This window comes from Variovorax sp. 160MFSha2.1, assembly GCF_048305075.1.
Taxonomy (GTDB): domain Bacteria; phylum Pseudomonadota; class Gammaproteobacteria; order Burkholderiales; family Burkholderiaceae_C; genus Variovorax; species Variovorax guangxiensis.
Genome location: NZ_CP157625.1, coordinates 16,343 through 41,096 on the forward strand (window position 1 = coordinate 16,343; position 24,754 = coordinate 41,096).

General features: G+C 62.8%; 22 protein-coding genes. 11 read left to right on the forward strand and 11 right to left on the reverse strand.

Annotated elements, in window-relative coordinates; all coding sequences use genetic code 11:
* Window positions 1-257 precede the first annotated feature (257 nt).
* The 4 genes from rrtA to ABL838_RS31500 form a co-directional block, all read right to left on the reverse strand.
* Window positions 258-851: a rhombosortase gene (rrtA, locus tag ABL838_RS31485; RefSeq protein ID WP_418126160.1), complete on the reverse strand. Its 594-nt coding sequence runs from the start codon at window positions 849-851 to the stop codon at window positions 258-260.
* Window positions 852-1,208: 357 nt separating this feature from the next.
* Entirely contained in the window at window positions 1,209-1,700 is a 492-nt protein-coding gene (locus tag ABL838_RS31490; RefSeq protein ID WP_418126161.1) for a hypothetical protein, read from the reverse strand.
* A 403-nt stretch (window positions 1,701-2,103) separates the two neighbouring features.
* Window positions 2,104-3,063 carry a DUF4238 domain-containing protein gene (locus ABL838_RS31495; protein WP_418126162.1) on the reverse strand — a complete coding sequence of 320 codons (960 nt, stop codon included), beginning with the start codon at window positions 3,061-3,063 and terminating at the stop codon, window positions 2,104-2,106.
* Between the two features lie 173 nt (window positions 3,064-3,236).
* Window positions 3,237-3,626, reverse strand: coding sequence for an ester cyclase (locus ABL838_RS31500; RefSeq protein ID WP_418126163.1), 390 nt, complete (start codon window positions 3,624-3,626; stop codon window positions 3,237-3,239).
* Window positions 3,627-3,749: 123 nt separating this feature from the next.
* Here ABL838_RS31500 and ABL838_RS31505 point away from each other — a divergent pair, with 123 nt between their 5' ends.
* Together ABL838_RS31505 and ABL838_RS31510 are read left to right on the forward strand one after the other, a co-directional pair.
* Complete coding sequence (locus tag ABL838_RS31505; RefSeq protein WP_418126164.1) at window positions 3,750-4,112, forward strand: ATP-binding protein; 363 nt, start codon at window positions 3,750-3,752, stop codon at window positions 4,110-4,112.
* A gap of 83 nt (window positions 4,113-4,195) precedes the next feature.
* Complete coding sequence (locus ABL838_RS31510) at window positions 4,196-4,336, forward strand: hypothetical protein (protein ID WP_418126165.1); 141 nt, start codon at window positions 4,196-4,198, stop codon at window positions 4,334-4,336.
* A 154-nt stretch (window positions 4,337-4,490) separates the two neighbouring features.
* Here the strand turns inward: ABL838_RS31510 and ABL838_RS31515 are convergent, their stop codons facing one another.
* Both ABL838_RS31515 and ABL838_RS31520 read right to left on the reverse strand, forming a co-directional pair.
* Window positions 4,491-4,616: a hypothetical protein gene (locus ABL838_RS31515; protein ID WP_418126166.1), complete on the reverse strand. Its 126-nt coding sequence runs from the start codon at window positions 4,614-4,616 to the stop codon at window positions 4,491-4,493.
* A gap of 295 nt (window positions 4,617-4,911) precedes the next feature.
* The gene (locus ABL838_RS31520) at window positions 4,912-5,229 is read right to left on the reverse strand and encodes a hypothetical protein (protein ID WP_418126167.1); all 318 of its coding nucleotides are present in this window, start codon (window positions 5,227-5,229) and stop codon (window positions 4,912-4,914) included.
* Window positions 5,230-5,394: 165 nt separating this feature from the next.
* Here ABL838_RS31520 and ABL838_RS31525 point away from each other — a divergent pair, with 165 nt between their 5' ends.
* On the forward strand, window positions 5,395-6,498 hold the full coding sequence (locus ABL838_RS31525) for a hypothetical protein (RefSeq protein WP_418126168.1): 1,104 nt from the start codon (window positions 5,395-5,397) through the stop codon (window positions 6,496-6,498).
* 85 nt (window positions 6,499-6,583) lie between these two features.
* On the opposite strand, the gene ABL838_RS31530 is transcribed toward ABL838_RS31525, so the two are convergent.
* Window positions 6,584-7,675, reverse strand: coding sequence for a helix-turn-helix transcriptional regulator (locus ABL838_RS31530; RefSeq protein ID WP_418126169.1), 1,092 nt, complete (start codon window positions 7,673-7,675; stop codon window positions 6,584-6,586).
* A gap of 298 nt (window positions 7,676-7,973) precedes the next feature.
* On the opposite strand from ABL838_RS31530, the gene ABL838_RS31535 reads away from it, so the two are divergent.
* The 3 genes from ABL838_RS31535 to ABL838_RS31545 are packed head-to-tail and all read left to right on the forward strand — an operon-like array spanning window position 7,974 to window position 12,240.
* Window positions 7,974-9,569 carry a VPA1262 family N-terminal domain-containing protein gene (locus ABL838_RS31535; protein ID WP_418126170.1) on the forward strand — a complete coding sequence of 532 codons (1,596 nt, stop codon included), beginning with the start codon at window positions 7,974-7,976 and terminating at the stop codon, window positions 9,567-9,569.
* Window positions 9,566-10,186, forward strand: coding sequence for a hypothetical protein (locus ABL838_RS31540; protein ID WP_418126171.1), 621 nt, complete (start codon window positions 9,566-9,568; stop codon window positions 10,184-10,186). Before ABL838_RS31535 ends, ABL838_RS31540 begins: the two co-directional genes overlap by 4 nt.
* Window positions 10,187-10,188: 2 nt before the next feature.
* Entirely contained in the window at window positions 10,189-12,240 is a 2,052-nt protein-coding gene (locus tag ABL838_RS31545; protein WP_418126172.1) for a hypothetical protein, read from the forward strand.
* A 497-nt stretch (window positions 12,241-12,737) separates the two neighbouring features.
* Here ABL838_RS31545 and ABL838_RS31550 read toward each other — a convergent pair whose 3' ends face one another.
* The 4 genes from ABL838_RS31550 to ABL838_RS31565 form a co-directional block, all read right to left on the reverse strand.
* Window positions 12,738-12,917: a hypothetical protein gene (locus tag ABL838_RS31550; RefSeq protein ID WP_418126173.1), complete on the reverse strand. Its 180-nt coding sequence runs from the start codon at window positions 12,915-12,917 to the stop codon at window positions 12,738-12,740.
* A 139-nt stretch (window positions 12,918-13,056) separates the two neighbouring features.
* On the reverse strand, window positions 13,057-14,076 hold the full coding sequence (locus tag ABL838_RS31555) for a hypothetical protein (protein ID WP_418126174.1): 1,020 nt from the start codon (window positions 14,074-14,076) through the stop codon (window positions 13,057-13,059).
* Window positions 14,066-15,742 (reverse strand): HsdM family class I SAM-dependent methyltransferase, encoded by a 1,677-nt coding sequence (locus tag ABL838_RS31560; protein WP_418126175.1) that lies wholly within the window; start codon window positions 15,740-15,742, stop codon window positions 14,066-14,068. Before ABL838_RS31560 ends, ABL838_RS31555 begins: the two co-directional genes overlap by 11 nt.
* Before the next feature lie 145 nt (window positions 15,743-15,887).
* On the reverse strand, window positions 15,888-16,136 hold the full coding sequence (locus ABL838_RS31565) for a hypothetical protein (protein WP_418126176.1): 249 nt from the start codon (window positions 16,134-16,136) through the stop codon (window positions 15,888-15,890).
* A gap of 649 nt (window positions 16,137-16,785) precedes the next feature.
* On the opposite strand from ABL838_RS31565, the gene ABL838_RS31570 reads away from it, so the two are divergent.
* The 5 genes from ABL838_RS31570 (at window position 16,786) to ABL838_RS31590 (ending at window position 24,753) form a co-directional block, all read left to right on the forward strand.
* Window positions 16,786-18,783, forward strand: a complete 1,998-nt coding sequence (locus ABL838_RS31570; protein WP_418126177.1) for a phospholipase D-like domain-containing protein — start codon at window positions 16,786-16,788, stop codon at window positions 18,781-18,783.
* Window positions 18,783-19,562 carry a hypothetical protein gene (locus ABL838_RS31575; protein WP_418126178.1) on the forward strand — a complete coding sequence of 260 codons (780 nt, stop codon included), beginning with the start codon at window positions 18,783-18,785 and terminating at the stop codon, window positions 19,560-19,562. The genes ABL838_RS31570 and ABL838_RS31575 overlap by 1 nt, the downstream gene beginning before the upstream one ends.
* Window positions 19,563-19,838: 276 nt before the next feature.
* Entirely contained in the window at window positions 19,839-21,656 is a 1,818-nt protein-coding gene (locus ABL838_RS31580) for a 3'-5' exonuclease (protein ID WP_418126179.1), read from the forward strand.
* On the forward strand, window positions 21,653-22,342 hold the full coding sequence (locus ABL838_RS31585; RefSeq protein ID WP_418126180.1) for a PIN domain-containing protein: 690 nt from the start codon (window positions 21,653-21,655) through the stop codon (window positions 22,340-22,342). The genes ABL838_RS31580 and ABL838_RS31585 overlap by 4 nt, the downstream gene beginning before the upstream one ends.
* 449 nt (window positions 22,343-22,791) lie before the next feature.
* Complete coding sequence (locus tag ABL838_RS31590; RefSeq protein WP_418126181.1) at window positions 22,792-24,753, forward strand: ATP-dependent nuclease; 1,962 nt, start codon at window positions 22,792-22,794, stop codon at window positions 24,751-24,753.
* The last annotated feature ends 1 nt before the right edge of the window (window position 24,754 follow it).

The following is a 24,754-nucleotide window of genomic DNA, read 5'->3' on the forward strand; positions in this document are numbered from 1 at the left end:
ATCGCAAGCACCCCCTCATGCGTCCTCGTGGCCCGCCTTGACGGCAAGGCGAGTCAGAGATCGATGGTGTGGCGGTTCGCGTGAATGCAAGGGCCGAGTCGCTGCCGCCGTCCTGTGCACTCGGCGCGCCAGCTTGATCCTGAAAGGAGAAAGGATGCGGTGCTGGTGGAGCGTCGATCGATCTGGCCATGCAGAGCCGGCGATGGTCGTGATCCCCTTCCCGCCAGAACGGGAGGAAGGGCACCAATGAGGTCGGCTCAGGCCCGCCGCAAGTGCGGCCAAACCTCCTGCCAGAGGCAGAGCGCCAGCGCGCACAGCGCGCCGTACAGGTGCGCCTCGACCATCACGTCGCCGCCGATCAGCGCACGCTGCGCTTCCGAAGGCGGATGGAACATCTGCCAGCCGATGCGTGCGAGGACGGCGACCAGGACGATCAAGGCCACGCGATCGCCACGCCAGGCGCGCGGCGCCAACACCCAGATGAACAGCCCATAGAGCACGCCGGAGAGGCCCGCGTAGTTCGTGGCCTGGGGCGAGGCGACCACCAGCAGAATCCCCACGCCAAGGGCCAGCACAACGATCGCGGTGGCCCAGGCGCGCCAACTGAGGTTGCTTGCCGCGAACGCGGCGCACAATGCCAGCCCGCCAGCGTTCATCAGGCAGTGCCCCCAGCCGAGATGCACCGCATGCGCCGAAAGCAGGCGCCAGGGCTGTCCGCCGAGCACGGCCGCGCGTTCGTAGCGCAGCGCTTGGTACACCGGCTCACCACCCGCCTGCAAGACCAGCACCAGACAGGCGAGCGCGATGGGAACGAGCCAATTGGCAAAGGACCGCTGTGAGAGAGGTCGCATGCGGGGCGGACCATTCAGGGATTCGGGTTAATGTCCATGAGGGAAGTGTGTCCGCATGCAAACCACGGGCGCCCGAGTGTATCGCCGAGGCCGTGCAGCATCTTCAGAAAGGGACTGAAGCACTCCTTCTCTTCGCCCACTCTTGCGGCGATCACGAAGCCGAGCGGACTCCGTTGCCCCCTTGAATGCATTGCGCGCGAAGGAAGTCCGACTCAGGTTCGAAGAGCGGTCGCCCGCCGTGCTCCTCGGCCTTGTCGATCGACTCCTCATGGACAGAAGGGCGATCCGATCGAGCGGAGACCAGCCCGGAGCCTGGCGTCGAGTCAGCCTCTGCCCAAAAGCGCCCAGGCGAAGCGCTCATTTCCTTTGCGCCATTGGCACGGACACCGAAATATTGTCGATCTGCGCACCATCGCTGTAGTACGTTCGCACTTGGCGGCCATCGAACGTCCATTGATCCCATTCGAAAACGTCATCATCTTCCATGGAGCGTTGAGGCTTGCCATAAACACGCAGCGCATCCTCTCGCGTAGCCACGGCGGATTGGCCGAAGGGCGCGATACCCACGTACGCGTCGACGTCTGCGGCGCCACCAGGATAGAAGAAGGCGCCCGCGAAGATGTAGGGGCCGTCACCGCGAGGCTCGCCACGCTTCAGTTGGAAGGCTGCACGAGGAACGAAGGCCAGACTCACGCCCTTCGCCTTCAGATGAACGAAATCGCTGCCTTCGGAGCTGAGCTTTTTCTCCGACAGGCTGGAGAGGGATCCTTCGTTGGCCTCGATGGCTTCGACGATCTGCGCGTCCGCGTTGCTGAGGCCAAGCAGCTGGTGAATGTTCTCAATGCCCATACGATTTCTTTGCTGTTTTTCGCGATCTTTTTTGTGGTCCGACCCATCCGCTCTTCCCGCGCTCGTCGGTGGCGGCGGAGAACGCCTTGGCTGATCTCTCATAGGTGCCATCGCATTCCGATGGCGAGCCATCGGTGCTTGGAACGTGGGACCGTGCCACGGTTCCATCAGGCGCCGACCCAGCATACTTGCCTTCACCCCTTTGCTCGGACACGCGTGTGTTAAACAGAGCATGCGGGTCGAGGCTCCGTGGAAAAGCGGGTCGCCCTTGGCACTGGAAATCAACAGCCGGACGAACTCGACACGATGGAACTGCAGGGTGGCCTGCGATCGTCTCGAAGCGCCGCGACGATCCGGGCGAATGCCACAGCGAACCGCCGGTCACCGCGTGCGCGACCATCGATCAGCCGGCGCCGGCGCCGGCGTCCAGCGAAGCGGCCGGGCCCGTGGTCTTCTTCTGTCTCTGCTGAGACAACATCAAGTTCAGATACTTGGCTCGCTGATTGTTGCTGCTGAAATACACGGTCCTGTCCGCATTAGCGATCATTCTGCCGTTCTGCCGCACGACTTCGACGTTGGCGATGTCGCTGTAGGCCAGAACTTTGGATCCCAGGCCGACGCTGTCGACTTCCATCAGCAGGCGGGGGCTGAGCGGAATGCTTCCCTTGTGGTCTTCGAGCCTCGTGCTGCCGCCACCGGAGAGGATGACCGGTGCGTCGCTGTTGACAAATTTCTCTCCGGCCTTCGCATAGCGCAGCCGCAGTACGCAGCCCTTGTCGAGGATATCCACTGTCATCGCGAGCGAGCTGATGAAAAGGTGCATCTTGATGTACTCATCCCTCTGTTGGGCACTGAGTCTCGCGTCGTCATAGAAGATCTCCACCATGTGGTCGGCCATTGCTCGACGCGCCTTGGGCGTGCGCATCCACTGCAGGCAGTAGAGATGGATCAGGCCGTCGAAGACCTCCGGATCCTTGCTCACGATCTGCAGTTCACCGCGGAACACGTTGCTCAGCGCGCCACCAATCTTCGTCTCTATCTGCCCGTAGAAATCCTCAAGAAGATTCTCCGTCTTGTGCTCATAGTCGAAGTCCTTCATGAAGTTCGTGAAGCGCAACATCAGCTCGTAGATGCCACCGGCGTCGGCGCGGATGGCCTTGTCCCTGAATGTGTAGTTGAGCAGCGAGACCACCGTGTCGTCGAAGCTGAAGTTGTTGAACTTTCCGATCGCTCCGACGCTGTTTCGACCTGTGGGCTGGAAGGCGCTTTGGGTGACCAGATCGAAGGCGAAGATCCGGTTCGAGGTTCTCCATGCGTCGATGTAGCCGTCATGGACAAAATGGTGGATCTTTTTCTTGGTCATTTGATGCTTTTGCGTTGATCTCTATGAAATCCCGCCCCGCCGCTTGGCCAGAGCATGGAGCGCCACATCGTGGCAGGCTGGGGCCTGTGCGACGCGTACCGCCAGCTCTTCGACGAAGGCTGGCCGCAGGCCGGGGCTGCGGCCTGTGCCGGCGGCAGCCATTCACCTAACGCTTATGGAAGTTGCGCTTCAATTGCAGACTTGTCGATGACGGACCAGACCCGAGCGATCTTGTGATCGCGAAGTTCGTAGAACACGTTCTCCGAGAACACGATCCTCTTGCCGTTCACGGTCAGGCCCAAGAACTCGCCTTGAGGCGAGCAGTCGAATCGAAGTCTGCTTCCCACGCAGTTCACATCCGCGACCAGCAACTCCACTTCGTAGCGAAGGTCAGGAATAGTGGCGAAGTCGTTTTGAAGCATCGCCCGATAGCCCGCCAAACCGAGCGGCCGGTCGTTGTGACGCACGTCGGCCTCAACGAAGTCGCCAAGCCGAGACCAGTCCTGCGCATTGAGACAAGCGACGTAGGCGAGGTAGAAGTCTTTGATGTGTGTTGCCTGCAATTCCGTTCTCCAAAGCCTTTTCATTCATTCCACTGACCCATCTTCGCACCTCACCGCATCGCATGGCATTCCGACCGGCTCAAGATGGCAGAGGCGAGGCATATGTCGCCGGCTGTAAAAGCGATGTACGGCCCCTACGTGGACGCCATGAACAAGGAGATGCACAGCTACGTCGCGATCGCCAGCACCTTCGTGCAGGAGCTCGAGCTCTTCGACAGGCGCATCAGCAGCTTCAACACCGAACTGCAGAAGGCACTGAAGGAAACCGCGACATTCGCGCGATTTCGAGACCTCTCCGTGAACGAGGCGCGCGGGCACGCGCCCTCAGTTCTGAAGCGGCCGGCCAATGCTGTTGCAGACATTCACGTTGCCGATGCCCAGCGGACTGTTCACGTTGATGAAATTGCTGATGATGGCCGCCGCCCGCCATGCATTCGGCAGCGTGACATAGGGGGCGGGCACGGTTGCGCCGTACAGCCCTGCTAGGAACGTCTTGATGCGGTTGCACACGGCCGAGTCCATGTAGCACTGGTTGATGAGCAGGTTGCTCGTGCCGAAGATCGGGTGGATTGGAGCCCACGCTCACGCTCACGCTCACGCTCACGCTCACGCCCACGCCCACGCCCACGCCCACGCCCACGCCCACGCCCACGCCCACGCCCACGCCCACGCCCACGCCCGCGGCGGGCAAGGGCAAGGGCTTCACGTAAGCGGGTACCCAGTTCATCGGATTGCTGGTAGCAGCCGGCGTGCCGCCCCCCACAGGAATCGACTGGGTCGCGAGGAAGCCCTGGATCGCCGGCAGGTTTCCATTGATCCTGGCGACCACAGCGTTGGTGGCACTGGTGTAGGCGGGGTCGGGGCTCAGCCGATGCGGCCATCGACACTCGGCGCTGCGCCGGCGACGCCGCTGCTGCCAGTGACGCCCACCCAGTGGCTCGGAATGGCGCCGGCGGCTCCCATCACCATGATGGCGAAGTCGGAGGACACGGCAAAGCCGGCCCCCGGGGCAGGACGCCACCAGATAACGGCCCAGCATCTCGGTGGTGCCGTCGGTGTCGAGGCGATAGACCACCCTGACAGGGGTCGGGTCGCTCGTGCCGAGCATCTGGTCCCAGGTCTGGCCACCTGACTTGTTGCCGAAGATTGCGCACATCTTCGCGTCCGAGAGGTCCAGATTGTTGATGCCGCTGCGTTTGTAGGGAATCAGCAGCGGGGTGGCGAAAGCCGGGATCTGGATCATTGGCCCCCAGGTCGGCCGGCGCACCGCGTTGTAGTTCGCGAGCTACGTGGCCGTCACAACTGACTCGCTGGCCACGAAATGCACGGACTGGCTCGTGGGCCACGGGGGTCTTGCCGCAAGCGACTCGTTTCTGAACACGGTGGCGTTGTTGGTGAAGAAGGCCTGCTTGCCCTCGCCGCTGCCTGTACCGGAGTAGCTGGAATCGAACAGGCCGACGCCACTTGGCAGGAGCTGGCCGTACAACGGCTCCGGCAATGTCGAGCCACCGCCCACCGTGATCTGGGCCGAAGCAGTCGCCGCGGTCAGGAGGCCTGCCGCGGTCAGAGCCGCCATCGCGGCCAGTTTGTGCATGGCGTGCATGGGCAAACTCCTTTGCGCCGGATCCTCGCTCCAAGGCAATGACAGGAGTGGGAAAGAAGTTCGGGAGCATGACCTCCGCCGCCGGGGAGTCCAGAACCTGTCGCCATCTGTCGAAGACAGCCGCACACCTGCGCTCATCACTCAAATGAGGCATGGACCTCGTTCATGGCGCATGCTGAACTTGATCGGCTTCAAACGGTCAATGCAAGGCTGTTCAGCAAGGGCTGGCCATGGTGCCTCGGCATGATGTTTGAAGCGACGTATCGATTCAACACATGGAGGTTCGAGATGACTCAAGAGATTGTTGCTGCACGAGAGGTCGGCAATGGGGTTCTTCCCGTCGACGTCGAGGCCGCCATCAAGAAGGCGGTATCCCAAGGGGACCTGTTCTCCGTCACTGGCGTGAGGGCATTTGGCGACCAAGTCCTCAAGGCGGGTGTCGTCACCTTTCAGCCGGGCGCCAAACTGATCCTCACCGACTATTCGCATCCGTGGATCGCCCTCGTGACGCAGCAGATGCAGTTCGTGGATACCAATACGGTTGCCACGCTCCTGCTCTCCATGGACTGGCACCCTCAGTCGTACGGGGCACCACCTGCACCGGCCAAGCCCGCCAAGGCGAACAAGGGCGATGTCACCCAGGTCGGGGCAAATGGCGCGAACGGGGCGCCCGGATCTCCTGGCCAGCAGGGAGACCACGCTCCTGCCACCCCCAAGATCTACATCGTGTGCGGCGGGGTGGCCGACAAGCAAAGCAAGCCGATTCCCGCAGCCATGACGCTGGCGGTGCTGGCCGACGGGTACTCCGGCGGTAACGGCAGCGGCGGTGGAAACGGCGGCGCTGGCGGAGATGGGGGAGATGGCGGCGACGGCCAGATGGGCCAACCTTGGGAGGGCTGCAAGCACAGCGCCAGCGATGGCGGCCCTGGCGGCGTTGGTGGAGCGGGCGGCAGTGGCGGCGCGGGTGGCAACGCCGCTTCTGGCGCGGAGATTGTTCTCATCGGTCCCGAGGCCAGTTGGGTTTCCCTGTCCTATGCAGCCTTTCAGACGCGCCCCGGGCATCCTGGCGAAGGTGGGTACTCTGGCGCCTCGGGACCATCGGGGGCTGGCGGGGTAAGAGGATCCCATCCGGGCACGTGCAGCGGCGGCAGTTCCGGTGCGACACCCGCCACGCCAGCCACTCCCCACGTGAAGGCCGTGTCTGGTAGCGACGGGCGCGTCGGGATGATTACCAAGGTGAAGGACGACGACATCGCCCGCTTCTTCTGAAGCGAGGCGCAGCGACTTTCCGATCGGGGCGATCAAGAGCGCCAGCCTGATCTCCCGCCCGATCCCCTGCTTCTGCTGATACTCCTCAGTGATGGACTTGCAGCGCTGCACGCACGAGGTCGACCTGTCGCGTGCAGCTCATCTTGAGCATCATCGATGCGATCTGCTTGCGCACCGTGTGAAACGAAACGCCTGTGTGGGTGGCGTATCCGGACGCTGTGGCGCCACTTGCCAATGCGTGGAGCACGCGCGCTTCGGCGGGAGTGATGCGAAAAGCCGCGGAGAGCACTTGCGCGGGCGGCGCGCTGAGCGCGGCCGAGTGCGCGCGGATGCGCACAAACACGAGTTCTTCCGCGGCCACGCGAAGCGCCGAGTTGGCCCGTACCAGTTCAATCTCGATGCGCTCGCCCGAGCGCCTCCCGAGCGCGATCAGCCGGTGGACTTCACCTCCATGCCCCGAAGAATGCAGCGCCATCTGGAACTCACGGTCGGATCTCGCGTCCGCCATGGCAATCCGACCCCGGACGACATACATGCTGTCTCCACGATCCAGGATGCACCGCGCAAGCGGAGAAGCGTGAACCAACTCACCTGTCGCATGCACGAGGCAACTGGCCTCCTCAAGCGCGTCGAATGCCGAGTCGGTCGTCGCCAGCCAGGAAGCAGCCTGAGCCCGACGCATCTGCACTGCGCGCTGCAGGGACTGAGAAAAAGTGCGCACAGGCTCACTGTTCAAAAGGTCCGACAGCCCATCCCAGGCGGTGGATCGCTGGAATCCGAGGCTTGTCCATCGACCGGGCTTGTCCTCAAGGATCAGCGAATACAGCTGTCTCATCCTGTGCCGGCACATGAAGTCGACATAGTAGGAATTCCGGCCGCGCGCCCGTGTCGGCAACAGTCGCTGGGTATCCAGCCAGATTCCCTCCGACTTCTGGACGTTCGGCTGGGTCATGACGTCTTCCATATGGAAGTGGTCCGCGTAGTCGCGCACGGCGGAATCGTCGGCACCGGATTTCTGAACATCGACGACCCGGCCGCCATCGAACACCAGGAGCACGGCTGCATCGCCGCCCACCAGGCTGTTCGCAGTAGCCAGAATCGTGGCCCAAGGTGGCTCCGGCCCGCCCAGATACCGTACTGCTTCCAAACCGCGGCGCAAGTCAGCATTCAGCTGCATGAGGAGATCCCTCCTTCAGAAATCATGCCGCATCCAGATTTGCAGCGCCAGTAGGCGAGCAATGTAAGGCGCCACATCTCGCCATTGCCGAGCGTGCCTCAGCGCGATGGCCCTGATCGTCCGGAACATCGCGCCTTGGAAACATTCCCGACCTTACTTTCTTGACCGAAAAGACACCGAAATTGCAGGCAGAGGCCCCATAGTTCGCTTGGCTGCATCGGGGAAATTCATGGAGCTCGGTTCTCGCGGTTCACCGCGGAACTCGACAATGGACATGTGTAGAGGACAGGGGTGCGTGATGACTGTTGACGAACGTCAGGAATGGGCTGTTGTGCGGTTGGTCACCGTGCAGAAAAAAAGAGAGATGGGCAGACTGCTGTTTGCCACCGTCACCGAGCTCTCCAAGGGCAGACCACCACCGACGACCATGTCAGGTTTGGATTGCCACAGCCTCAGTAAGAGTGAAGAGAGGTTGTTTTTCCGCCGGACGATCCTGTCGAAGGAGGAGGCCGTCAGCTGGTACCGGTCTCTGGGCGAGGGCGAAAGAGAAACGCCGGTGCCGACTCGAAAGGCAGATCGCGAAACGTGGGATGGTGCGCCCATCCAGGTCCCCAGGCTGGAGGACGTTCAGCCTTGGCCGGCGTTGGGCCTGCCCATGAGAGACGAGCTTCTATCCCGGCCGGGCCATTCCGCGATCGACCCTGCGCCATTCATTGGCAGTGTGCCCGCTCGTCTGCACCGGCGCTTCGGTGATCGTGCGGGCCTGACAGGGTTCATCGAGGACGCAGCCGCTCAGGCGTTCGTGGCGCGTCGCATGCACGTCGACTTGTCCCACTACCAGGAGTATCTCGGCAGTGTGGTCTACATCGCACCCGACCCGGTGGTCCGGCAGATCGACAATTTCATGGTTCCAGCCAAGGACGGACGCGGAGAACGGATTGTCTATCGCATCGTCGCGCATCCCGGTCAAAACCTGGAGGGTGTGAGCATTACGGCTTTCGACAGGGAAGCAGATCTGCTGACCAGCTTCAAGACCCATCAGGTGCCGGTCCATGGAATCCTGGAGGTGGACAAAGGGGCCTGCACGGGCGAGTATGGTTTCGTGGTGACCCATGATCGGCACGGCGTCCTGGCCTACCAGCCTTCAACCGGTTTCGTTCGACAGGTCAATCTCAACGTTCGGGCCACTTCGCGCAGCAGCCGCAATGTCAGCGTTCCGTCCGGCGACTCCGCGGATTCGCCACGCATGGAGTACCAAGCAGCCATGGGTTCCGAACTGGTCTCCAACTCGGTTCTCGGAGAGGTTCTCGATCACAGCGCCAGCGCACGCGTCGCGACGGAGGCAAGGAAACGGGAAGTGCTCAGCGATGCCGAGCGCTATGGTCAGCACTGGTTCCCGGCAAACTCACGCAGCGAAGCAGCGCAGTTGATTCGGGAGCTGCTTCGGGCGGCCCGCTTCAGGGTGATGATTGCCGACCCCTACCTCGGCGACCTGCAATTGGGACAGTTCCTTTATGCCGTGCACGGTAACGAAGTGAACGTCACTTTGCTGACAACGAAGCTGGCGTTCAATCCCACGGCTTCCCGGACCAAGCTGGAGTTGCTGAATGGATTCAAGGCCAGCCTCGCGACCCTCAGCACGTACCAGCAGTTCGTACCGCAAGTCAGGGTCCTGTCCTCATCCATGCTGCACGATCGCTTCCTGGTCGTGGACAACAACGTGTGGTTCGTCGGCAATTCGCTCAACAGCCTGGGTGAGAAAGCCTCGATGATCGTCCGGCTGCCCAATCCGAACGAGGTGATCGAACGGCTGCAAACGCTGGGCGCTACTGCACGCAGCCTGGATGACTACATCCAGAAGCTGTCGCGTGGCAGCACGGGGCCGGACGAATGAACAAGTTTCCTTCGGGGCTCACACTGCCCGAGAAGGCGCCACGCACGACCTTGAAGACCGAGATCCTGTGGGGATGCGAGCTCGGCGGCAGCCCGCACTTTCCCAGGGACTTGGCGGGCGTCCATGAGCGCTTCTACGCGAGCGACCCGAGGCCTCTGGAAACATTTCGCCGGGCAGTTATGGACGCGGTGGAACGCGTGCTGATCATGGACGACTACTTCTTGATCCCTGACAAAGGAGAGCCCGATGAACGGCTGTCGATCATCCTGGACTGGCTGCATCCCCGGCTGGCCGCCAGCGACATCAGGATTCTGACCAAGAAGCACACTGAGATCGATGAGGAATTGCTGCAGCTCTTTCGAGATCGGGAAGAAGAGATCAACAACCAGGCCCGGCGCGGCAAGCGCTGCAGCATCCAGGTGAACACCCGTCTGCGGGAGAGTTTCAACTATGTTCACGACCGCTTTGCCATCGTCGACGACGAACTCTGGCACTTCGGCGCAACGGTCGGCGGTTTCCACGCCAGCGTCAACGCGGCCAGCCGGGGGTGGAGTGCCGCGGATGCCGGGGCCATCGAATTCTTTGATCTGGCATGGCAAATGTGCAAGGAGAAATGACGATGCAATGGATCCACGAACGCAGTCCCCAGCGTGAAGCAGTTCAGGGGAATGTCGATTTCAAGACCCGGGACTATTACCACGAGCTGATGGTCCGCGTCGGCGGCGATATGGCTCGATTGAGCGACTTGGTGCTGCAGGATGCTGCGACTTTGCGCGAGCGGCCAGAAATCGAAATGTTGCCTCGGCTTGTGCAACAAAGCAGGCGGCCTGACTTCGACCCGGACGTGTTGCTGACGGCGGCCTGCGCATGGGCACTCGAGAGCAGCCCGGAGCTGGAAACCTGGAAGATCGTCAGAAGAATCGCGCGCCACTCCTGGCAGATCGAGCATGGGTTGAGCGAGGCCATGGCCGCACGTGCGCAAATGGATCAGGGGGCCCGCAGGGCCTACATAGATCTGGCAACGCAGTTGTTCACGGCGCTGGCGCGGGGAGATCTGCGCTCGGAATCGCAGCGCAGGAACGAAGCCCGCGATGGCGCCTTGTCGCACTGGCAAGCAGCCTCCTATCGCCTGGAGGAACTGTGGTGGGGTCTGCGTGGTGCCGACTTCATGATGTACGAAGAGGAAATGCGCGTTCTCGGTCTCCTGAGCGAGATCGCGCCGCAGGAGTTCCAGCAGTTGGTCGCTGGCTCGGACAATCCCTTTCTCGTGGAGGCGGCCCTGGTAAGTGCAGGAGTGGGCGCATTCAGCCCGCGCTTCGCCCAGTGGGCCGCATGCGCCGCGGCCGCGCCGCCGGCGTTCACGCAGGATGGCTGTTGGACCGGCTCGGTGCTGTTGCCGTTGCTGCTGGTGCACGCACGCAACGAGTTGCTCCAGTCCGGCAGGTTGCCTGCTGGTCAGCAGACCGGTGAAACCGAGATCGCCACGCTCACGTCCCAGGTCACCGAGTTGATCGAGGCGGTCGTGGGTGTTCTTGCCGGCCGGCCGGATGCGCGAGCGACATTTGCACGCTGGAGCACCTGGCTGATGCGCCAGGTACTGCTTCAGAAGAACGGAGGGTTTGACGACATACGATCCCGAACCTTCATCGACAATGCCCTGTTGCACGCCATCGGCAAGTCCATGCACGGACAAGAGTCTCTGGAAGGGCAACAGTCCCCGATTTCTGCAGCGTCAGAGGACGCCGCCCCCTGGGAGGCCTGGTGCTATCGATGCGTGCTGTCGTCCTTCGCTCACGATGGCTTCATCACCACGCCAACCTTCACGGAATTTGTCGGGCAATGGCAACTCACGCCGGAGAACTGGCGTGAGCGGGAAGGCCGAGACCTGCTCGCGCGAGCCCAACTCCATCTTCCCCGTGAAGATTTCCCGGGGTTGTCTGCGAACTTGCTGGTGTACCCCCTGGCATCGAAGGAGGGTTTCGCTGCCGGCTGGCGGCAGCTGTGGGACCGGGCCTTCTATCTTCGGGAAGTCCTCGAGTTCGGTTCTGTGGACGCCGAGCCAGACACATATGCGGATCGCGCAGACGCGAGCGCCCTGTTGCTGCTGCTGGGCTGCATGGGCCTGGCCTGCTTCGACCAGGCAGGCGCGCGCCTGGAGGCATTCTCGCGGCTGCCAACCGGAAAAGCGGTCGAGTCAACACCTAAGGCAACAGTTTCGGAAACAGCCGAGGAGACCGCCAAGGAGATGGCCGACCTGCATGCCGCGTTAGCCGCGGGTGTCATCGAAGTGCTGCACATGGACGACACCCTCCAGCGAGACAAATGGCAGGCGCTGTTGCAGCACATGGCGCTGCGCCGGGTCTACTGGGACCAGCGCTACAGCGCCGGACAACGCGCCGCCGTCTTCGCTTCACAGCACGAGCCAACTATCCAGGACTACCTGGGCCAGTTGCAGGCCAATCCAGACGATCTGACTTCCTTCTTGCATGCGTGCATGCTCAACAAGTTCGACATCGACGGACTGCGCCGTGAACTGAGTGACGCTCGCCTCGACCTGCGAACCTGCGTGGATACGCTCGAGCAACTGCAGGCGCTTCGTCCCCACAGGTATCCCGTCAATCGCGCAGCCATGTCGATGATCAAGCCGCTGATGGCCCACAGCGTTCCCTAGCTGTTCGCTAGCGGCCTTGGCACCCAGGGCTCGGACAAACAGACATTGATCCATCTCGATGACTGCAAACGGCGACCCGAAGATGAGAAAAGCCCAGGTTCCCTCTCCGTTTCCAACGGCACGTCGCCTGCAATTGCTCGCATCGGTGACCCGCACCCCGTCGAAACAGCCCGCTCCGGTACGCAGCTTGGCAGCTGCGCGCATCGGTACGCAGATCAAGGCCCTTCGCATGGCGGCTGGCACTTCCGCGGGGGAGTTGGCCCGGACGTCGGGAATTTCCGTATCGATGCGCAAATTGCAAGGTCGTAAGCGGCTTGAGGAGGCCTGAAAGCTAACGCCGCGAGGGTGAGAGCTCTGCCGCGCCGCAAGTCGACGGGGCCGATGTCCATCGGAACGGGTTCTCGGTTGAACTGGAATGAGCGCTCGGGTCAAGCTGGAACGGGTGCTCAGGTCAAACCGGAATGGGTGCTCAGGGAGCATCGGAATACGCACGCGGCTCACTTGGGCTGCAGTTGCGCGCCATCGTAAGCAACGAACTCCACGAGGTTGACGGTGGCCAGCAGCAAGAACTTCTCAGCGTCAGTTCGCACGCGCAGCAGGTCGTGCTTGCCAAGGTGGCCATACATGAACGCGAGCAGGTAGCGCTCGGGGTGGTCGACGCAGAACTTCGTGATCACTGATCGAGGAGGGTAAGCGTTCAGCCAAAGCAACTTGACATCCAGTTAGTCGAGAGCATGGCCCCTCTATCATGCGCTCCTGCACGAGGTCGTGTGGGCTTCGGGCGGATGCCGATGTCCTTGGAAGGACATGTCGACCCTATCGCAACGCGGGCGAAGAACGCCGCGCTCGTGCTTCCTTGTGCATGTTGATCGGGGTGGCGCCGAGGACCCGCGTGACCATCGCCGCAAGGAAGCGGGCAGGCGCCAATTCCTCCGGAATCTGCTCGCTCAGAATCTTCACTTTCGGCAACTGCGCGATGTCCTGATCGACGATCGCATCGAGGGCGGGGGCCGGCGCGTTTTCGTCGTCGACCTCGCGCCCGGGTTCCGGCAGGGCCGTCACGGGAGGCTCTTCGCCGGTCTCGGGTATCGCTTCGTCGTTGCCGTACTCCATCAGGACGAGGCAGGTCGCATGGTAGGCATCGTCCTCGCGCCCGAGCTTAGCGAGCAGGTCGAACAGCCACTCGGCAGTCGCGGGTTCCTTCTGGAGGATGTCGGAGCGCAGGCCGAAGACAAAGCCGAGCGCGGCCAGGGGATGCCTCAGCCGCAGGTTCTTGGCGTCACCGTAGGACTCCTCGATGCGGTTCGGCGCATTCTTTCCATAGGAGGAGTCCATGCGCTTGGTCGAGATCAGCAATTCAGGTCCCGTCACCCAGTCCGAGATCACGACGTCAACCTGCTTGAGGTAGTTCTTGCCGAGGATGATCCCGCTGGACGACGTCGCGCCGGTGATCGCGCCGTCCCTCTCGATGCGATCCGCCACGGCTTTGCGGGTCCCGGCAGGCAATGCCTTCAGCAGGTTGGCAATGGGCGCAGGAAGGATGCGCGGGTGGACAGGCCGCGGCCAGACCTGGTCGAGGTTGAAGCCAGCGCGTCGCAGTTCGTAGCTCAGCCAGACGTCGAGAGCCAGGGCCGGCACGCCGGATTGGGTTCCCGCCTTCAGGTGAAGAGGAACGCCCAGCAACCGGGCGAGGGTGTCGAAATCGGGCTCGAAGCGCAATTGTCCGTCTGCGCTTCGGATCCAGGGATTGCTGTGGACGTTGTCGGGGGCAGCTCGTGCAACGATTCGATCAAAGATGACCCAGGCTTTCGCCTTGGTGCTCGGTTCAGTGGCCACTGGCCCCCCTCAATGTTCGACGACGCATGAATTCTGCCCGCGCCTGCCGGATATGTGCGATTTGTTGGGCCGACAGGTCATCGATGTCCGTCAAAAGAGCCTGGTCCACGAGCTCCACCGCATCGAGCAGCCTGCCATCCGCGAGCAAGTTGGCGACTGGTTGCTCGACGGCGCGCAGGGCGCCTGCGCGAGTCCGGACCAGTGCGGGCGACGGCATGGCCCAGACATCGGCTTCCTTCGGTTCGATCTTCAGGATGCCGCCCCCGTAGGCGCGCCCCACCATCTCCGCGTGCAGCAGCGTGACCGAGTTCAGGCTCGCGAGCGGCAAGAGCTCGCACCCGAGTTCTTGGTGTGTGGCATTGAGGTAGACGCCATGAACCGAGTTGAGGTGGCGAGCCTTCGCCTCATTGGCCGTAAGCCTGGGCGTGTCTGCGTTCATGCAGGTCAGCAGCAGGTCCGCAGCGGGGACGAGCGGCACCTGGTACCAGGTCTTGCGCACGCGGCACTTGTAGGCCGTATCGACGCCGGTGCGATGGCCATCTGCGATGTACGCAGCAGCCTCGGCAGAAGGCGGATGGCTCGGGTAGAAGAGAAGCGTGGCCTGCCCCTCCCGACCCAGCTTCGCGAGCATGTCGCTCGAAAGCGAGAGGCCCCGCAGGTGCGAGCTCCCCGGCGGCGACAGGCGCAGCAACTCCTTGCTGCGCAGGCCGAGCTCCTTGGCCCGCTGGGGCGAGAGCGTGAAGTACTTGTTGTTGCCGGTGACGATGCCGAGGGTGGTGTCACCCCATGTCTCCAGGCGGGTGAAATGCCCGTCTTTCAGCAGCTTGTGCAGCGGCTCGACGGCATCGGGGTCGACGAGGCTGGAAGTCCACTTTGCAGCCGGATCCGTGGGCGTCCAGGTTTGTCCCACGCCCAGCGATGCAAGCTCGGCCGCGTTCCTGGCTTGCCGGATCGTGGCGTGGTTGGCCGGGCCCTCAAGGTACCCGTCTGCCAGCAGCAGTACGACGTCCGCTTCGGCTTCGGGAAACACCTGTTCGGCGAAGAGCACGAGCTGCACGTCGCGAAAGCGCTCGAAGAGGAAGCGGCGCACGGGCGCCGCGTAGTTCACCGAAAGCAACTCGGCCGGGAGCACAAGCCCGAGCCGTCCGCCTTTCCCCAGGAACAGGGCGGAGTGGATGGTGAACGCGGCCCAGCTGGAGGCGAGGCCGGTGAGCGACACGCCGCCGCGGAGTGCGGCCTCGCGCGAGCGCGCACGGGCTTCGCCCGAGAAGTCCTGGTAGCGGATGTACGGCGGGTTGCCGATGACCGTGTCGTAGACCGGCTCGGGCTCGATCGTGAAGAAGTCGCTGTGCCTCACATTGGCCTTGCCGCCCGCATTCAGCACGCGCTGGCGGGCGACCTTCGCACTGTGGGCATGGATTTCGACACCGTCGACGATGGGTTGCGCATCGGAGCCCGGTGCGAGTTCGCGAAGGCGATCCACAGCAGCGACAAGGAAGGCGGCGTCCCCTGCCGAAGGCTCCATCACGAGGTCGTCCGCCTTGCGGATGGCCCATTGGGCGATGAACCGGGTGATCTCGTCGGGGGTGAAAAAGGCCCCTCGCTCCTTGCGCAGCGCAGGGGTGTCGTCGGGGTGGATGGAGTGCGCGAGAGTCACCGGAGGCATTCTATTTTGCAAAGAGCGCACACCCGGCTGGCAAGCCAGTCCGGTCGCGGCGTGGAGGTGGATCGGTGGCGAACTCGGTCACGACGCGTGCGCATGCCGTTGCGCCCGGGCGTTGCGGATAGCGCGCGAAACTGCGGGCGACGGCCTAACGCGTCTTGTTCGACTGGGACACCACACTTCCCGCAAGCGTCTTGGTCACCTTGGATGAGTGAGGGTTGTCCAGCGCACGCGAGGCGCGGTCTTCCGTCTTTGCCCCGGTCTGCGCCGGGCGGCCGCTTTGTCGCAACGCCGATCCGGCGAGTGAGCGTTGAAGGCCACTGGCCGATGCGTTTCCGAGTGTCCTGCCGGCAACGGAGGCTACCGCCGGGGAGGTTTGCTTGACGTTCTTGGGCATGCTCAATCCTTTGCCTTCACACATACCAAAGCTGCGGGGCGCCGGAAGGCAGGCGCCTTGCACGTGAAATTATATACAGTGCTGTTAATTTAAACAGTCCAACCTAACACACCATCAACGCGGCCCAGGGGACAGTGGCACGCTCTTGCAGAGCCGATTTGGTTCGCACCCACTGGCGGAGCGAGAGAGATGGGACCTGCCGCCAACGAGAAGGCTCGCGAACTCTTGGCGACGTTGAGTTCCGGTGCGTCGTTGGCGAGCGCGGCCCGCGCGGCGTTGACGAGATCGCCGTTGGCCACGCCGATGCGCGCCGGGATGGGACAGGGCATTTCAGTGTGGATTGCCTGTCTGTCCAGCCGACCAGCGGGGCGTCCGGCCCCGATGCGCCAGGCGGCAGGGCTTTCTGCGGGTACGCGTTGTCCACTCCGCTGCCCGTGAGGATGGGCCAAAAAAAGGTGGGGGTCGCGACGAGACGACGTCGCCCGGATCCCCAATCTTGGGGATGTGCTCTTGCGGTCGTGGCGCTCAAATCCGCGAGCGCGCAAGCGTCGTTCGTTCATTTCGCTGCAATTCACTCGTCATCTCGCGGGGCTAGCTTGCCCGCTGCTCGGCCCACGAAGGCATTCGCCCGTCACCAAGGAGGACAGCCATGGGACAAGTTGTCAGTGCCGCCGCCTACGCCAACAACGAAGTGGCCTACGTGGCTTGGGATGTGGATGGAAAGATCGAGGGCTGCCTCGGCTTTGAGGTCACGCGCGTCTACCTGAATGCCGATGGCAGCGTCGCTCTGCGCGACGACAGCAACGAAGATCGGGTGCGTTGCGCAAGCTGGGTTGGCTTCGTCGGTCAGCGCAACCCCCACTGGCTGCCGCAGCACACCGGGATCTGGCCGGTACAGAAGCTCTCGTGGAGAGATGTCACGCTGCGCAAGAGGCGCGATGCATTGGACCGCAGGCCTGCGGAGGTCTTCGTCCGGTACGAGATCCGACCCGTCGGTGACCTGGAAGCCGGTATGGAGCCCGCACCCGACCCCGCACCGAAGATGGTGCGAGTGACGAAGCGGGACGAGCAGGGGCACCCCGTCAGAGATGTCCAAGGCAAGCTTGTCAAAATGTCCGTCAAGGCCTACGAGGGCAAGCCTCGCCCTCTCGGCTATCTGGGGCCGGCGGTGTCGACCGCGCAGGTCCGGGTGACGAGCCACCGCGGTGTTTTCCGTTCAACCTTCACCAATGGCATCCTGGCCGCACAGTGGATGCGCAATGTGCTGATGGAGGACGGAGAGATCGTGCCGAACGAGTTGAGCGACAAGATCTCAAACCCGGACGATCCCCACCGGAAGTACCTCGCCGGCGATGTATTGCCGCTGCTCCACGAACTGTTTGCCAGACCCGGCGAGTTTCACCTTGCGCTCTACGAGCTGGACGACCAGGAACTGGTCGACCTCCTGCTGGCAAATGCGCAGCGCATTCATCTCATCCTGGCCAATACCGGCAAGGATCACGGAGAGTGGGATGGCCGGAACGCTGCGGCGCGGGAGCGTCTGATCGCCGCGGGCGTCGATATCCAACACCGGATGTTCAACAACGACACGCACATCGGCCACAACAAGTTCGTTGTGCACGACCCCCAGGACGGCGGGATCCGCTCGGTTTTCACGGGCAGCACCAACTGGACGTCCACCGGGGTGGCGGGGCAGACCAACAATGCGCTCTTGATCGAGGACGACGCGGTTGCGAACGTCTTCATGGAGTACTGGCGGCGAATGCATGCGGATGTGCTAATGAATCCCAAACCGTTCAGCGCCCCGATGCCGAACAACCAGCAGAGCCTCGAATTCCGACGCTCGAACGAAAGCCCGGAACGGGTCGCGCTGGCCGGTGGCGCGCAGATCGAACTCTGGTTCTCGCCCAACATGCAACGACGCACCAAGGGAACGAAGACGCCACCAGACCTGAAAGAGGTCTATCGACGCATGCGGTTGGCGCGCGAGGCAATCCTGTTCCTGGCCTTCTACCCTGGTCAGCGTGGGAACGACTGCATCATCGGCGAGGCCATCGAGATTGGCCGCAAGGACGGGCAGTTGATCGTCACGGGCGCTGTCTCCAGTGCCCAGGCCATGCCCAACTACGTGCCGGGCAAGAAAAACGATCCCGATGACGAAGACGACGACGAACCCGGCGAGTCGCCACGGACCTTCTTCGAGGACAACGTCTCGATCGTGCGCGCCTCACGCATCGACGATCAAACGATGCTCGCGGACTTCGGCGTGGAGCAACTGACTGCCAAAGGCGGGATCGGCGCCATCATCCACGACAAGATCGTCGTGATCGATCCGCTGTCGCCGGACTGCACCGTCATCCTCGGTAGCCACAACCTGGGCTTCAAGGCCTCGTACTGCAATGACGAGAACATGGTGATCGTCCGCGGCGACCAGGCCTTGGCCGAGGCCTACGCCGTGCACATCCTCGACGTCTGCGACCACTACCGTTTCCGGGCCGTGCAGGCCGAACAGAAGGAGCAGCACAAGAAGGGCTGGTCCGGTTTCCTGGACACGGACGACTCCTGGCTCGATGGCTACGTAGAAGGGCGCCGAGGCGCGTTGATGCGTTACTTCGCGCGCGGCCGCGTCGCCGGGAAGCCAGCCTGATGGGAAACCCGGTCCACGCGCATGGGGCCGATACGCAGGCAGATGCCCCACATTCCCCGTCAGACGATACGCTCGACGATCAGATCAAGAGAGTGCAGCTGCAGAAGCTGCAGGCGGAACTGCGCAACCTGAAGGGCTGGAACTATGAGTTGACGGGAAAGGTCGTCATCAGCGTGCTGGCCGTATTGCTTGCGGTATGGAGCGTCTACATCGGCGTTCCCAAGGCGCAGTACGACGCACTCAAGGCCAACCAGGAAGTGGCGTCGAACCTGACCCGCCTGAACGAGCTGAAGGCTGAGACCGAGCGCCAATCGCGAGAGCTGAGTGAACGCAACGACGCGCTCGAGCTCCGGCGCAGGCAGCTTGCGGAGGCCAATGACGCCTTGGCACAGACCCAGAATGCCCTGCTGGCCGTCAAGCCCTCTGTCACGGGCGAGGCGCTCGCCAAGTTCGATGCAGCTGCGAAGCCTGTGGTCTATGTGCAGTTTGCTGGCGAGCTCTCAAGAGAACTCATTGACGCTTACCGTGGCGTACTGCGCAGCGCCGGCTTCAACCCCCCGAGGGCCGAGCGGATCAACCGCGGCCAGAAGAACGAGGTCAGGTATTTCTCGAACACCCCGCAGGAGGCAGCGCGCGCCGCGTCGGTCGCTCAAGCTACCAGGGAATTCTTCGATTCAAAAGGCTGCCCGTTGTCTCCGCCCGTCATCCCTCGCTTTGTCGAGCTCCCGGAGGGGCGGCAATCGCCACAGGAAGTCTGGCTCATCGGCTCGTGCAAGTGACGCTGGGGGAGCGGCGGCGACGTTGCGGCATGTCGTCCGCGTGTTGATGCTGGTCGGCGGATGTCAACGCCAGGGCTTGGTTACACGCATACGGAGGAAGCACCTCCTTTGCCTCCCACAGACGCCGTGCTGTTCGGCCAAACAGTCGGCGTCGTTGCGCCGTGTCCATGCCACGTTGGCCTTGCCGCTCACGGTCCATGTGATTGACGGTATCCGCCCGTTACGCTACGTTGCGATTCATCCTTGCTCCGGCCGATCCAGGCGATCGCATCTTCAATGGCTGTCCTGATTCCTGCGTTGAGTACCTGCGTCGCCCGGATGACCTCGGGCGAGCGCCGATTGGCCGAGCGGCTGCAGCAGAAGCTCGACGAAGACTACCTGCTGTGGTACGACGTCCCGATCGGTCCCAGGCAGTGCCACCCCGACTTCGTCGTGCTGCACCCCAGCCGGGGCCTCTTGATTCTGGAGACCAAGGACTGGCGCCTGGACACCATCCAGCAGGCCAGCCGGGGCGACTGGCTGATCGCGCCCGACGGCGTTGCCAAGGGCGTACCCAATCCGATCGAGCAGGCCCGGCATCAGTCGCTGCAGGTCGTCGATGCCCTCAAGCGCGACCCTCAGCTGATCCAGCACGAGGGCAAGTGGAAGGGCATGCTCACCTTCCCCTGGAGCTACGGGGTTGTGTTCACGCGCATCACGCGCAAGCAGTTCGAGGCCGCGGGGCTCGGGAGCGCGATCGAGCCCAACCGGGTGGTCTGCTCCGACGAGATGCTGGAGGATGCCGAGCCGGAGGACTTCCAGAGCCGGCTCTGGGACATGTTCCCGGTGCTCATGCGCGGCACGCTGTCGCTGCCACAGATCGACAGGGTGCGCTGGAACCTGTTTCCCGAGGTGCGGGTGCCGGAGCAGGGCGCTCTGTTCGACGACGCGGACGACACGGCGACGATCCCCGACCTCCTGCGCGTGATGGACCTGCAGCAGGAGCAACTGGCGCGCAGCCTGGGCGACGGCCACCGCGTCATCCACGGTGTCGCGGGATCGGGAAAGACCATGATCCTGGGCTACCGCGCCGAGTACCTGGCCAAGACCGCGGTGGATTCGCACAAGCCGGTGCTCGTGCTTTGCTACAACGAACCGCTGGCGGTGAAGCTGCAGGCCACCATGCAGGCCAAGGGATTGGCCGAGCGTGTCCAGGTCCGGCATTTCCACAAATGGTGCCGCGACCAGCTCGTGGCGTTCGGCCAGCCGCTGCCGCCCAACGAGCTTCCGGTGGGCGCCAAGATGGAGCAGATGGTGCGCAACGTCATCGAGGGAGTGGACCGCAAGATGATCCCGTCGGGCCAGTACCTCGCGGTGCTGGTCGACGAAGGCCACGACTTCGCACCTGAGTGGCTCAAGCTGGTCACCCGGATGGTCGACCCAACGTCCAACAGCCTGCTGTTGCTGTACGACGATGCGCAGAGCATCTACGACAAGCGCAGCGGCAAGCCCTTCAGCTTCAAGAGCGTGGGCGTGCAGGCGCAGGGCCGTACGACGATCCTAAGGATCAACTACCGCAACACCCGCCAGATCCTGCAGACGGCGAGTGCGATGGCGACCGAGCTCCTGCGGCCCCAGGAGAAGGACGACGATGGCGTCCCGCTGGTCCAGCCGGTGAGCTGCGGCAGGGAAGGGCCGGAGCCGATCGTCATCGATCTGCCGAGTACCCGGGCGCAGGCCGACCGGATTGCGGAACTGATGGCCAGTGCGCACAACGAGGGGCATGCCTGGGGCGACATGGCGGTGCTGTGCCGGAGCTGGGCGCTGATGGACGAATGTGCCCGGGCGCTGGGGCACCGCCGCCTGCCGCACAAGGTGCGCAAGGGCACGCATGATTTCGACCCGGGCGCGGACACCATCAAGGTGATGACGCTGCACGCCAGCAAGGGGCTGGAATTTCCGGTGGTCGCAGTGATGGGGGCTCGCCAGGCCGCTGCGGGCCAAGAGGAGGGCGTGAAGGCCGGCCACGACGCATTGGAAGAGATGCGGCTGTTCTACGTCGGTGCGACGCGCGCGACTGCGCGGCTCATGATTGCCAATGCCATCTCGCAGTGAGCAAGACCTATCTGTTGATCGACCTGCAGAACCGGCACCCGCCGCCGGAGGACGTCGCGTCGTGGATGGGCTCGAATGGCGAGGCCTGGATTTTCTATGGCGAACACGAGATCGGACTGCTCGCGCCGTACATGGAACTGGGCGATCGGGTGTCTCTTGTCGACATCTCCAGGCCGGGCAAGAATTCGCTGGATTTCCATCTCGTCCTCTATTTGGGCTACCTGGTCGGGCGGCATGAGCCGGGGGCGCGCTTCGTGATCGTCGCGGCCGACGGGGACTACGATCCCGCGATCGTGCATGCGCGATCGAAGGGGCGGCAAGTCGAGCGTATGGAGGTCCTGAGACCAGCGTTGATAGACGTCAAACCGACGTTGGTCCGACCGGCTCTGTTGCCGCAGCCAGCGGAAGTGGCGCATTCACCGGTCGGCAAAGCGATCGCTCCCTTGGCTCCAAAGAGCAGGAGATCCAAATCCGTCGACCAGGTTTTGTCGCTGATGCTCAGGGACTTTGCCGAAGCGGGAAAGCCAAGGTCATTGAGCGCGCTCGAAAGGCGAATTCAATCGCGTTTTGGTCGCAAGCCCGTACCGGAAAAAATCGCTGAGGTGATGGTTGCGCTCGTGGCAACCGGCGTGATCAAAATTGCTGGTGGTGCCATCGAGTACAAAGATCGCGGCAACCCGGAATGAGATTCGGCTCCAGACTGTCAGCGGTCGTTAGGACGCTCGCTCCAAACATCCAGATGTCAGTCTGCTCGAATCTTCAATTTTTTCACGAGACCGCTGCGCTCCTTGGACTCCGCGCGCCTCTGTGCTCTGAATGCCTGAGGAGCGACCAGCGTGACTTCGTAGCTAAGGACGGCCAATCGCTCCGTCTCGGTGAAGCAGGTTACAGGGCGATTGGCCGCCCGGATTGCGCCCATCCTTGTCGAATGCCCCGATGTGCGGATCAATCTTCGGCTTAGGTTCCTGACGCGTCGCAAGTTTCCGGTCGTTTGAATGGAGGTTTGTAGAGCGGCGGAGCGCGTCACGTGGAATCTCGCGGCGGGTACGCTGTCTGCCCATCCAGTGCTCTTCCTTCAGACATGGATAATCTGTCAAAGATCTGACGGCGCGGACCGGCGACGGAAAGGAACGACATGAAGCTCATCAAGGCACGGGTTCAAAACTACCGCTCGGTGGAAGACTCCGGGGAGTTCGACATTGGAGAGCTCACGTGCCTCGTCGGCAAGAACGAGGCGGGCAAGACGGCGCTGCTCAGCGCGCTGCGAGGCCTACGCCCCAGTGACGATTTTGAGTTCGACAAGACGGAGGACTACCCGCGCCGCTTCCTCAACCGATTCGACGAGCGCCACGATGACGGCACCTCGGAGGTGATCCGCACTTGGTGGAGGCTCGACGCGGTTGACATCGCGAAGATCGAGGCCCGCTTCGGGTCGGGAGTGGTCCTCGGCGACGAATTCGAGGTCCACTTCGGCTTCGGTTACGAGAAGGACAAGCGAATCTGGACCCTGCGGATCGACCAAGGCAAGTGCCTGGACCACCTCACGAGCGCTCACGCGCTCGACGCTACGGACCGCAACATCCTGCACGGCGTGACCAATGGCCGCGGCGCGGACAAGGCGTTGTCGGGCTTGACCAGTCGCACGCCGAAGCAGGAAGCCTTGCTGCAGGACATCAAGAAGTGCCGCGAATCGGACTTCACGCTCTGCGCGATCGACATCCTCTCGCCGAGAATACCCAGCTTCTTCTACACCTCGCACTTCGAGCGCATGTCGGGCGAGGTGTCGGTGGAACAGCTGCAGCGCGACGTCTCGCAGAAGAAGGTCGACACCGGCGACAAAATCTTCTTGGACTTCTTGGCCTACGCGGGGACCGACATCGACGAGCTCGTCTCCGTAGACAAGCGCACAGCATTGAAGGCGCGGCTCGAAGCGGCCGGTAACGAGATCACCGAGGAGATCTTCCAGTTTTGGTCGCAGAACAACGCGCTCGAAGTTACCATCGACTTCGACGCGGGCAAGCCGGGCGACTCGCCGCCGTTCAACACCGGTACGGTCGCCTCGATTCAGATCCGAAACACCAATCACAAGGCTAAGATCGCGCTCTCGGAACGCAGTGCCGGCTTCGTCTGGTTCTTCTCGTTTCTGGCGCAGTTCAAGCAGCTGAAAAAGACCCAAGGAAGCGCAGTGCTCTTGCTCGATGAGCCGGGCCTAACGCTGCACGGCAAAGCGCAGGCCGACCTCCTCAAATACATCGAGGAGCGCCTGCTGCCGGACCACCAGGTGATCTTCACCACTCACTCTCCTTTCATGGTGCCCACGAGCCGTTTGGCGGACGTGCGCATCGTCGAGGACGTCATCGAACGAGGCGGCCCGCGGCCCGTGGTGAAGGGCACTAAGGTGCGCTCCGACGTGCTGCAAGTCGACGACGACACGCTCTTCCCGCTGCAAGGCGCTCTGGGTTATGAGATCACGCAGTCGCTCTTCATCGGCGAGAACACTTGGCTCGTGGAGGGCCCCAGTGACATCGTCTATCTCAACGCGCTCTCCGAGGGCTTGAAGCGATGGGGCCGAGCCGGTATGGACAAGCGCTGGGTCGTCTGCCCCTCCGGCGGCATCGACAAGATCGCGCCGTTCGTGCGCCTCTTTGGCGGCAACAAGATGAACTTGGCCGTCCTCTCCGACATCGGCAAGGGGGATGCGAACAAGATCGAGAAGCTCAAACGCGAGGAGATCCTCAAGGCAGGGCATTTCTTCACCGCCGCCGACTTCGCCGGTCAGTCCGAGGCAGACGTCGAGGATTTGCTCGATCCGGCTCTTTACATCGAGATCCTCAATGCCGCATACAAAGTGCCGTCGTCGCACACCGTGACGATCGAGAAGCTGCGCGAGGCGGACAAGACGACGCCGCGCATCGTTAAGCAGGCCGAGGCGTTGTTCAAGCTGATGCCCCCGGAAGTACCCGAGTTCGGGCACTGGCGTGCGGCCGAATGGCTGCTCAAGCACCCCGAGCTTATCCACTGCGACGCTGAGTCCGTCAAGGCGACGCTCGACAAGGCCGAGAAGGTCTTCACCGCATTCAATGCGCTGCTTCCCTGAT